This is a genomic window from Chitinophaga sp. (assembly GCF_036566945.1).
Classification (GTDB): domain Bacteria; phylum Bacteroidota; class Bacteroidia; order Chitinophagales; family Chitinophagaceae; genus Chitinophaga.
In genome coordinates this window covers 1-10,359 of the sequence record NZ_DATCVJ010000289.1, presented here as the reverse complement: position 1 = coordinate 10,359, position 10,359 = coordinate 1, and the positions used below count along the sequence as shown (strand labels likewise).

The following is a 10,359-nucleotide window of genomic DNA, read 5'->3' as shown; positions in this document are numbered from 1 at the left end:
AGGAAAGGTCCTTTGCCCTACTTTGTCGATCAGATCCTGATAACTGGAGGGCAGAATGCGGATATGCACGATATAGCTGGTTACCTGTTCTGCAGAAGAAGCCGTGCTGGCCGTAGCCGTGGCGGCGCCTTTGCTGGAGCTGGCAATCTGTGTTACAATCCCTTTAAACTGACGGTTATTATAGGCATCCACTTCAATGATAGCAGTGTCGCCATATTTAACTTTAGGAACATCGTTTTCTCCTACATCTACCTGGACTTCCATGGTATTCATATCGGCGATGCGGAGCATTTCTGTACCGGTCATTTGTGCGGTACCTACTACACGTTCCCCTTTCTTTACAGACAGCAGGGAAATGATACCGCTCATGGGTGCAGAGATGGTAGTACGACCCAGGTTTTTATTGGCTTCATTCAGGTCCGCGCGGGCGCTCTGGATGGCAAATTTATTCCCGTTTATTTGTTGTAATGCTGCGTTATAATCTGCCAGGGAGGCGAGATAGGTAGCTTCGGAAGTTTCGAATTCTGATCTGGAGATCACTTTCTGGCCAAGCAATTCTTTGTTACGGTCGAAAGCCGCTTTGTTCTGGGCCAACCGGGCTTTAAAGGAGTTGAGTGCCGCGGAAGAATTGGCCAATTGGGCTTGTTGCTGACTTACAGAAGCCGCCGCCTTATCTACCATAGATCCGTAAATATCTGCGTATATCCGTGCCAGTACCTGTCCCTTTTTTACGGAATCACCTTCCAGTACAAGCAGGTCGGTAATTTCCCCGGATACATCGGAGCTTACTTTTACTTCTATTTCAGGATAAATTTTCCCGCTGGCGGTTACCACTTCTATGATATTTCTGTTAGAAGCTTTGTCTACTGCAACTTTAATCCCTTCTTCTTTACCAATAACCCCGGACGCTTTCAGTACCAGGAGCAAAATAACGAGTGAACAAAGTATGCCTATGAGCCAATAAAGTGTCTTTTTCTTCATAAAGCAATTTAATTTCCCGGCATCGCTACAGCGATATTTTCTGATCTCTGTAGAATTCCAGCAATTTCATTTTAAATATGTAATCGTATTGGGCCGATACCTTATCTACCTGCGCCCTGAATAATTTACTCTGAGTGGTGATGTAATCAATGGTGTTCATTAATCCGAGATTGAAGCGTTTGGTGGCAAAGTCATACGCTTTCTGTGCCGCCATTACCCCGGTAGAAGATGCATTATATTTCTGTAATGCTGCTACAGCATTGGCATGGGCCGTATAAATATCCTGTTTCAGTTTCTGGTTATCCAGATCCCGGATTAATTCCTGGCTATATACATTTATTTTCGCTTTAGCTACGGTGGTACGTTGTTGCCAGCCGTTGAAAATAGGAACATTTAATGTTACCCCAATAGATTTTTTATAGGTGTTACTAATCTGATCATGGAACGACAATGTTTTGCCATACTGATCGTAGTAGTTATTTGCATAGTAAGTGTTTATATTACCGCCTATACTCAAACTTGGGTACAGTTGTGCTTTGCTGGCCTGATATGCCTTAGTGGCGCTCTGAATTTTTAACGCATCGGATTTTACCAAAGGATAATTCGTTAACGCGGCGCTGTATACCATTTCCGGCGCCATTTCCTGTAAAGGAGCCAGGGGCAGATTGCCGATATTAGCCGGTACTTCCGGTTGAAATGGAATTTCAAATCCGAGATTGAGGTAGGCTTTTATCTGGAGAATAGAAAGGATCACATTATTCTGCGCGGTTACCAGGTTGGTACTGTCCTGTGCCAGCTGGGCTTCCAGGTCGGCCTGATTACTTTCCGGTACAGAACCTGCAATCACCAGTTTTTTGGTATTGTCCAGGTTAGAATTGGTGAGCCTTACGTTTTCCTCGTTTACGTTAACGGTCTGGATATTCAGTAGTATCTGCAGGAAAGCGGTAGCCACATTAAAGGCCAGGTCATTTCTTGCTTTTTCCAGCAGGAAGCTGTTGGATTGTGCATCCAGTTTGTTGGCCGCAATGGTTCTTTGCTGATAAAACCAGCTAAACAGATTGGCCTGCATATTAATGGCGCCGCTGGCGCTGAATACCGACTGGTTCACGTATTGGTTATCGCTCAAACTGGCGACCCTACCATCAGAATAGCCTGCACTGGCATCACCGCTAAAACCGGGAATCATTTGTAACCGGCTTTGTTGTAAGGTCAGATCAGCGAGGCGTTTTTGCACCACTTGTTGTTTAACCGTCAGGTTATTTTGCAAGGCATAATCCACGCAACGTTGCAAGCTCCACGTATCCTGTGCTACAGCGGATGATATGTTAGCAAACAATAAAATCAGGATTACTCCTGCTATTCGGGATATTCTCATAACATACCAAAAATATAATAATTGTGATGATACTTTTCCACCTTTCTTGATAGAAGGCAAAAATTTAACAGGTATGGCAGTATACCTCATTAATTGAGTGTACAACATAATCTTTTTTTTACAAAATTCTAAAAAACGACCTGCCCTACGGTTGTATTTGACCGTCGCGGATCTGGATAACGCGGTTGCCATAAGTGGCGTTCACGTCTGAGTGGGTTACCTGTATAATAGTGATCTTATCCTGCTCATTGAGGTGTTTGAACAACTGCATGATAACTTTCGCCTGGTCAGAATGCAGGTTACCGGTAGGCTCATCGGCCAGGATAACGCGTGGTTCTGCCACAATAGCCCGGGCAATACCCACCAGCTGTTGTTGTCCGCCAGATAACTGGTTAGGGAACAGGTCTTTTTTAGCTACCATATTGAAGCGGTCCAACACATCTGCCACCCGGCTTTTTCTTTCCGAAGCAGGTATATTCTTATACAGTAAAGGGGTTTCAATATTTTCGTAAACGGTCAGCTCATCTATCAGGTGATATGCCTGAAACACAAAGCCAATGGACCCACGATGCAGCTGGGTACGTTTTTTTTCATTCATTCTATCTACACGCTCTCCTTCAAACAGGTATTGTCCTTCGGACGGCTCTTCCAGCAGCCCCATAATGTGCAGCAGTGTGGATTTCCCTGAACCGGAAGGTCCCATGATAGATACAAATTCTCCTTCGTTAATGGTGAGGTCAATATCTTTCAGGATGTAATTTTTTCCGAATCCAACCGGGTAATGCCTGGAAATTTTCTGCAATTGTATCATGATCGGTTAATTTGTTTTTTGATAATTGTGATATTGCTGCATATGGGCATAGCAATATAATTAAAAGTAATTGTCTGCCTTTATTCAGATTTTAATGCGTTGACCGGGTTGCTCCATGCCGCCCGTATAATTTTAATACTCATGGTGGCCAGGGCCAGCAGGGCCATTACCCCACCTCCTATCCCAAATACCCACCAGCTCACCGGTGTACGGTAGGCATAGGAAGATAGCCAATGCTGCATAGCCCACCAGGATAACGGGATGGCCAGTACGAACGCAACACCTACCAGCTTCATAAAGTCGGAGGTAAGCAATGTGATCATCTGCCAGGCCGTAGCACCCAATACTTTCCGGATGCCTATTTCCCGGGTACGCTGGTTGGTGGTAAAAATGACCAGCCCCAGTAATCCCAGTGCGCTGATAAAAAATGCCAGGCCAGCACACCAGTTTAATAAGGTAGCTGTGCGTTGCTCGCTTTTATACAGTGCTTCTATGCTTTTATCCAGAAATTTATAGTTGAATTCCTCACGGGGATATACTTCTTTCCAGGCTTTTTCAATTTTGGCGATGGCATGCTTCCAGACTATACCACCCTCACCCGGGTCTCTCAACAGTATATGCATATTGCGATGCTGCCGATCGGCCCAGCTGCTGATAGCCAGTGGCGGAATGACGCTGCGCATACTGCCTGCATTAAAGTTTTTGACTACGCCCACTACGGGGTGTTCATTAATAGTAACGCCTATGATATCCTGCGGATGTTTGAATCCAAATGCTTCCACCGCTTTTTCATTCAGCACCCATTCGGAAATAGTATCTGACGTCCGCAAGTTTCTTCCCGTCAGCAGCTGCAAACCATACAGCTGTATGTAATTGCTATCCCCATAGCGCATCTCCATATTTCTGGCGATATCTTTTTTACCATCGTTATAATTAAAGGTGGTGGTAATGGTACCGTTAATAATAGGTTCCCTGTTCCCCCTGCTTACCATGGCGACTTCCGGTATGGCAGCAATCTTTTCCTGCAGCGCCTGGCGCCGGGTACCCTGTACATCATAAAAGGGTGTGTTAGCCACCAGGATGGCATCTTTCCTAAACCCAAGATCCCTGTTAATGGAATAATGAATTTGTTTACTCACGATAATGGTAGCAATAATAAAAACCTGTGCTACCACAAATTGGGAGATAGTCAGTGTTTTACGCAGCCATACTTTGCCCCCTACCGCATTCACCTGCGTTTTCAATACTGCCACCGGTTGAAACTGTGACAACACCAGCGCAGGATAGATTCCTGCGAGTAAGGATACGCCTGCGCATAAGCCGCATAGAAAAAATAATACCGGCGCCGTATACAACGCTGCGCTGGACAAGTCTTCCGGTAAAAATGACCGGAAGGCTAACAAAAATCCCGGTGCAATCAGTAAGGACAACAAACCGGCCGCCAGTGTCAGCAGAAATGTTTCACTGAGAAACTGCGTCATCAGTTGCCGCGTGGTGCTGCCCATTGATTTCCGGATACCAGTTTCCCGCGCCCGCCGTGCTGCCTGGGCAGTAGTAAGATTAATAAAATTGATCGCAGCCAGCACCAGCAATGCCACCGCCACCATTCCAAAAGAGAAGAGCTGCGATCTGCTGGCAATGCGATTAAATCCGCCGTAATCACTGTTGAAATGAATATCTGCCAGGGGCTGTAATTTCAGAATCGGCGCCTCCTCCCCTTCGCTGTGCTGATGACTCAACGCGGCCAGTTGTTTCGTTACATGGTCAACATCTGCAGTGCTCTTCAACTTTATCAGCAATTGGGTAGCCGCGTTGGTATTATTCCAGCTATCTGATATAAAAATATTTTTAAGGCTGCCGGTATAAGCCGTGGAAAGGGCAATAAACTCTTTGAAATTAAAGTCTGTATTTCCTTTCAGATCAGCTACCACGCCGGTCACTGTTGCGTGAATGGTATCGTCGTAAATAATATCCTTCCCAATGGCCTGCATGGGTGTTAATCCCGGAAAGTAGGTCTGCACCCTGCTTTCGGTTAGTACTACAGTAAAAGGTTCCTGTAAGGATGTTTGCGGGGTTCCATACAGCCACTGATAATTAATCAGGTCGAAATAGCTTTTATCGGCATAAATGATGTCGCTCTTATTCTTAAAATCCTTGCCACCTATCGTAATCCTTCCCGTTACATCATTTACAAAAAAGAGCGATGCAGTATTGACAGCTGGTATATTTTCCCGCATGGCTGCCGCCACGGGTACGGCTACACCGGAATTTTTCACGCTGTCGCCACTATAATAAATATGCGATACCACGCGATACATACGGTCACCATCTTTTTGAAATTTATCAAAACTGTTTTCATAATGCACCAGCAAATACACCACCAGTGCGGCGGTAACACCCACTACAAGGCCCATGATATTAATCAGGGAAAACACTTTATTACGCCAGATGCTTCTTAATGATACCAGTAGATAATTTCTAAACATAATACGATGATTTATTCGGCCCTGAGACTTTTAACCGGGTTCATTAATGCGGCTTTCACCGATTGGAGACTCACTGTCAGCAACGCGATTACAATAGCCATGGCGCCGGCAAGCAGGAAAATCCATACACTCAGACGAGTATGATAGGCGAATGCTTCCAGCCAGTTATGCATGGCATACCAGGCTATAGGAGCTGCCAAACAAAGTGCGATGAGCACGAGCTTAATAAAATCTTTAGATAACAGTGCGACTACGTTGGCCGGAGAAGCACCCATTATTTTACGGATACCTACTTCGCGGGTACGCTGTTCGGCTGTAAAAGCCGCCAGTCCTAACAATCCGAGGCAGGACACCAGGATCACGATGGTAGAAAAAGTGGTGAGTATGGTACTCGTCCTGAATTCTGTTTTGTATAAGCTATTGAAATCTTCATCCATGAAGTGGTATTCAAATGGTATTCCCGGCAGGTATTCCGTCCAGATCTTTCCTATACCGGCAATGGCTTGCTGGTCGTTTTTGCCGGAAGTTTTAATCAATATTTCTCCAAAATAATCATACTCAGGAAAAACAATGATGGGTTCAATTTTGCTTTTCATGGAGGCAAAATGGAAATCCTGCATAACGCCCTGAATCGCACCTACGCGGCCATTCATGACCATTCTTTTCCCGATGGCTTCTTCCGGATTCCAACCCAGGTGGCGAACAGCGGTTTCATTTAAAAAGAAATGGTTAACCCTCGCACTATCCGGCCGCTGTACATCCAGTACATCGGTGGCTGTAAGATCGGTCCCCGCGATAAGGCGGATGCCCATGGTACGCAGATAATCTTTTTCTACCGGGATGGCCGTAACATTCATGCTATAATCGGCTGGCTTGCCCTCCAGCCTGTCAATGGTATAACCACCCCCAACCGCCACCGGCGAATCATAAGAGGCGCTTACTTCCTGGATATCCGGTTGCTGTAATAACCGGGTTTTAAGCGTTGCCAGCAACTGCGAATGAATATGATCGCCAGACAATACCAGCACATGTCCTCTCTCGAGTCCTAATTTTTTATGTTGAATATAATGCAGCTGATTGCCCACCACCAGTGTACAGATGATGAAGAACACCGAAGCGGCAAACTGAAACACCACCAGCGTTTTACGGAGACTACCACCTGTGGTATAAGTCAACCTGCCTTTCAACACCTGTACCGGCTTGAATCGGGACAACATGACGGCCGGATAGGTACCTGCAAAAAAAGTAGTCCCCAAAAATACCAGGCCCAGTAAAACATAGATGCGGTAACCATTGGCCAGGCCCATACTCAGCCTGTTATCGGCCATATTATTAAAAGAAGGGAGTAGTATCAATGCCAGGATCACGCCTATCACCATGGCGCAACCAGTGATCAGGGTAGATTCTGCCATAAACTGCCAGAACACTTGTCCGCGTACAGCGCCCAGCGCCTTGCGCACTCCTATTTCCCGGCCCCTGTCGGCGGAGCGGGCGGTAGCCAGGTTCATAAAATTAATGCAGGCAATCAGCAACAACAAGATGGCTACCACGGCCAGAATATTATTGTAACGAACATCGCCACCTGCTTCTGTGGAGTTGCCGGCAATAGAATGCAGGTGAATACCGGTGATTGGTTCAGGTACAAAATCGAGTGTAGCACCGTTCCTGGTCACCCCCTGCATCATCTCCTTTATCAGGCCAACCAGCCTGTTATGTAATCCTTCTGCTCCGGCATTATCGGCTACTTGTACATAGGTATAATAGTTAGGTGCATTCCAGTTATCTTTTTGCCCTAAAGAAGCATAGCTGGCCACGAAATCAAATTTCAGGTGTGTATTAGCCGGAGCGTCCAGTGCTACACCGGTCACCTGATACTCCTTTTTATCATTTATTTTCAGGGTTTTGCCTACTACATCTGTGGTACCAAAATACTTTTTTGCCATCGACGCCGACAACACGACCATATTAGGACCATCCAGTACCGTAGCAGCATTGCCGGAGATCAACGGAAAAGAAAAGAGCTGAAAAAATGCAGGATCAGCATAAATAAAACGTTGCTCGTTGGCTACTTTATCGCCATACTTTACCGTACTGGCGTAAGGATATACCCTCGACATCCGCTTCACTTCCGGATAATCCTTTACTACATTACCGAGTGCATTAAACGTCAAAGCAGTATGGGTAACCGGTTGATCTTTCTCCCCATAATCGGTACGAATACGGTATAGCTGTGCAGCATTGGTGTGGAACTGATCATACGTCCATTCGTTTTGAAGATAAAGCGCCAACAATATAAAGCAGGCGATACCCGCTGCTAACCCGGTGATATTGATCACCGAATACAGTTTGCGTTTAGTAAGATTTCTAACGGCCGTTTTCAAATAATTACGCCACATACAAATGCTGTTTAAAATATTAATCTCTTTTCAGGCTGTTCACCGGGTTCGCCAATGCGGCTTTCACTGAGTGCATACTCACGGTTAAAAAAGCAATCACTACTGCCACCAATCCGGCTACTGCAAATACCCACCAGTGTATGTTTACATGGAATTCGAAGTTCTCCAGCCAGCGATACATAAAATACCAGGCGGCGGGTGTAGCAATGACTACAGCCACCAGTACCAGGCGCAGAAAATCTTTTGACAGCAACAATACAATGCCGCTGATAGAAGCGCCCAGTACTTTACGGATACCTACCTCCTTTCTCCGCTGCGCCATTACCAGCACGGCGATCGCAAATAATCCCATACCGGAAATAATGACGGCGAGGATAGCGCCGGTCATAAATATTTTTGAAAACCGCTGTTCCTGCCGATACAGCCGTTGTGTATTTTCATCCAGAAAAGAAGCATCATTTTCTGCCAGTGGATTCATTTTCCGCCAGGTAGCTTCAATTTTTTTCAGCGACGCTACCGGATTCGGTGTTTCTACCTTTACGAAAATATAAGACAGGGTAGATGGTTCATTCATGACCATCACCAATGGATCTATTTTCTTACGCAATGATTCATAATGATAATCCTTTACCAGCCCGATTACATGTACCGGGGCATCGTCTCCTATGCTAAATGTCATCCCTATCGGATCAGCTACCCCCAGCTGTTTGGCCATTCCTTCATTAATAATCACCGCAGTGCTGTCTGTACCGTAATTGCGGGAAAAGTCCCGACCAGCCAACATCTTCAGGTCCAGTGTAGTGGCGTAGTCATAGTCTACCCCCAGGTATTGTGTGGTAATGTGCTTGTCTTTATACGAAAATCCCCTGGTCCAGTTGCCGGAGGAACCATCTTTTCCCAGTCCCAGGTTCAGCATGCTGGCGGTAACACTCTTTACTTCCCGGAATTCGGCGAGCCTGTTACGCATGGCAGCGATAGCCGATGGTGGCGCATTATCCAATGGAATACTGATCACTTTTGTAGCGTTGTATCCTAATGGGGCCGATTGTATGAAACTGAGTTGTTGCCAGATGATAGACGTGCAGCTGATCAGGACAACGGCTACCACAAACTGTACAATGATCAATGCATTGCGTACACCGCTGCTTTTGCCCATCCCCAGTTTGCCTTTCAGCACTTCCACAATATTTATTTTGGCCACTTTCCAGGCCGGGTAGCCACCCGCCAGCAGGGTGATCACAAAAAATCCAATCACTACACCCGCTACTACGCCCACATTACGGAAGATTCCCAGGGCAAGGTGATGACCAAATACCTGGTTGTAATAAGGCAGAATCGATATCATGAGCAACACGCTCAGTAGAAGTGCAAAACAACACAGCAGAAAAGCTTCTGCCCAGAACTGCAACATCAGCTGACGATCCTGCGCGCCGAGCGATTTCCTTAAACCTATTTCTCCGCTACGTCCGAAAGACCGGGCAATAGAAAGATTAATAAAGTTGATACAGGCAATGCTGATAATCAGTGTTGCCAGGATAATCATTAGCCATGGATAAAATTTATTCAGGCCGCTGCCGTAGTTGCTGTTGGGATCTAAATGAAAATCTTTTAACGGCAGGATCTCCATCCAGAATAAGGTGCTGCTTTTAGCGTTGGCCCCTCCATTCTTTTCCAGGTCTTCAATTTTCCCTTTATAGTATTTCTGTAATAACGGAGTAATATTTTTTTCGAAAGAAGCAGGGTTTACGCCCGGGTCCAATTGTACAAACACGGGGAAATTAGATGCATTCCATTCATCTTTGGTGCTGGCGTAACCCGGTTCATTCTCGAAGCGGATCAGCAGGTCAAAGCTCATTCCTGAATTGTCCGGAATATCAGCCGCCACTGCACTTACAATGAAGGGCTGCCATTTTTCGCCCAACTTCACCTCTACGGCTTTACCTACCGGTTCTTCGTTCTTGAACAGCGTGTGTGCTGCCTTTTCTGTGATCACAATCTGGTTCAGCTGCTCTAGGGCATGATCTTTATTTCCCTTCAGTAATGGGAAAGTAAACATCTTCAAAAAATCATTGTTCACCAATTGGGTACCCAGGTAATAATGATTGGCGCCATATTTCACCGGGAGATTATCATCGGCAATAAAAGTAGTATACTTTACACCGGGGATCTCCTTTTTAATGGCGGCAACCAGTGGCTGAGCTATACTGCCGCTGGTTTTTACCCGGGTACCTATATTTTCTTTACCCAGTAACTGATAGATATCTTTGCCATTTTCATGAAAGTTATCATAAGTCCATTCCCTGTAAGCCG

6 protein-coding genes are annotated in these 10,359 nt (G+C 45.7%); all 6 read right to left on the bottom strand.

Features of this window, described 5'->3' with window-relative positions; all coding sequences use genetic code 11:
* A partial coding sequence (locus VIP81_RS08570; RefSeq protein ID WP_331958466.1) for an HlyD family secretion protein occupies positions 1 to 981 on the bottom strand: 981 nt, incomplete at its 3' end.
* A 25-nt stretch (positions 982 to 1,006) separates the two neighbouring features.
* Positions 1,007 to 2,356 carry a TolC family protein gene (locus VIP81_RS08565; protein WP_331958463.1) on the bottom strand — a complete coding sequence of 450 codons (1,350 nt, stop codon included), beginning with the start codon at positions 2,354 to 2,356 and terminating at the stop codon, positions 1,007 to 1,009.
* Between the two features lie 145 nt (positions 2,357 to 2,501).
* A complete protein-coding gene (locus VIP81_RS08560; RefSeq protein ID WP_331958460.1) occupies positions 2,502 to 3,167 on the bottom strand; it encodes an ABC transporter ATP-binding protein in 666 nt (221 codons plus the stop codon).
* A gap of 80 nt (positions 3,168 to 3,247) precedes the next feature.
* Positions 3,248 to 5,653 carry an ABC transporter permease gene (locus tag VIP81_RS08555; protein ID WP_331958457.1) on the bottom strand — a complete coding sequence of 802 codons (2,406 nt, stop codon included), beginning with the start codon at positions 5,651 to 5,653 and terminating at the stop codon, positions 3,248 to 3,250.
* Between the two features lie 11 nt (positions 5,654 to 5,664).
* Positions 5,665 to 8,049, bottom strand: a complete 2,385-nt coding sequence (locus tag VIP81_RS08550) for an ABC transporter permease (protein WP_331958454.1) — start codon at positions 8,047 to 8,049, stop codon at positions 5,665 to 5,667.
* A gap of 19 nt (positions 8,050 to 8,068) precedes the next feature.
* Positions 8,069 to 10,359, bottom strand: a 2,291-nt coding sequence (locus VIP81_RS08545) for an ABC transporter permease (protein WP_331958451.1), incomplete at its 5' end; no start/stop codon positions are given.

Excerpts from the sequence above, each read along its gene's own strand:
- VIP81_RS08560 (WP_331958460.1), bottom strand. The coding sequence starts at position 3,167 with ATGATACAATTGCAGAAAATTTCCAGGCATTACCCGGTTGGATTCGGA.
- VIP81_RS08565 (WP_331958463.1), bottom strand. The coding sequence starts at position 2,356 with ATGAGAATATCCCGAATAGCAGGAGTAATCCTGATTTTATTGTTTGCT.
- VIP81_RS08550 (WP_331958454.1), bottom strand. The coding sequence starts at position 8,049 with ATGTGGCGTAATTATTTGAAAACGGCCGTTAGAAATCTTACTAAACGC.
- VIP81_RS08555 (WP_331958457.1), bottom strand. The coding sequence starts at position 5,653 with ATGTTTAGAAATTATCTACTGGTATCATTAAGAAGCATCTGGCGTAAT.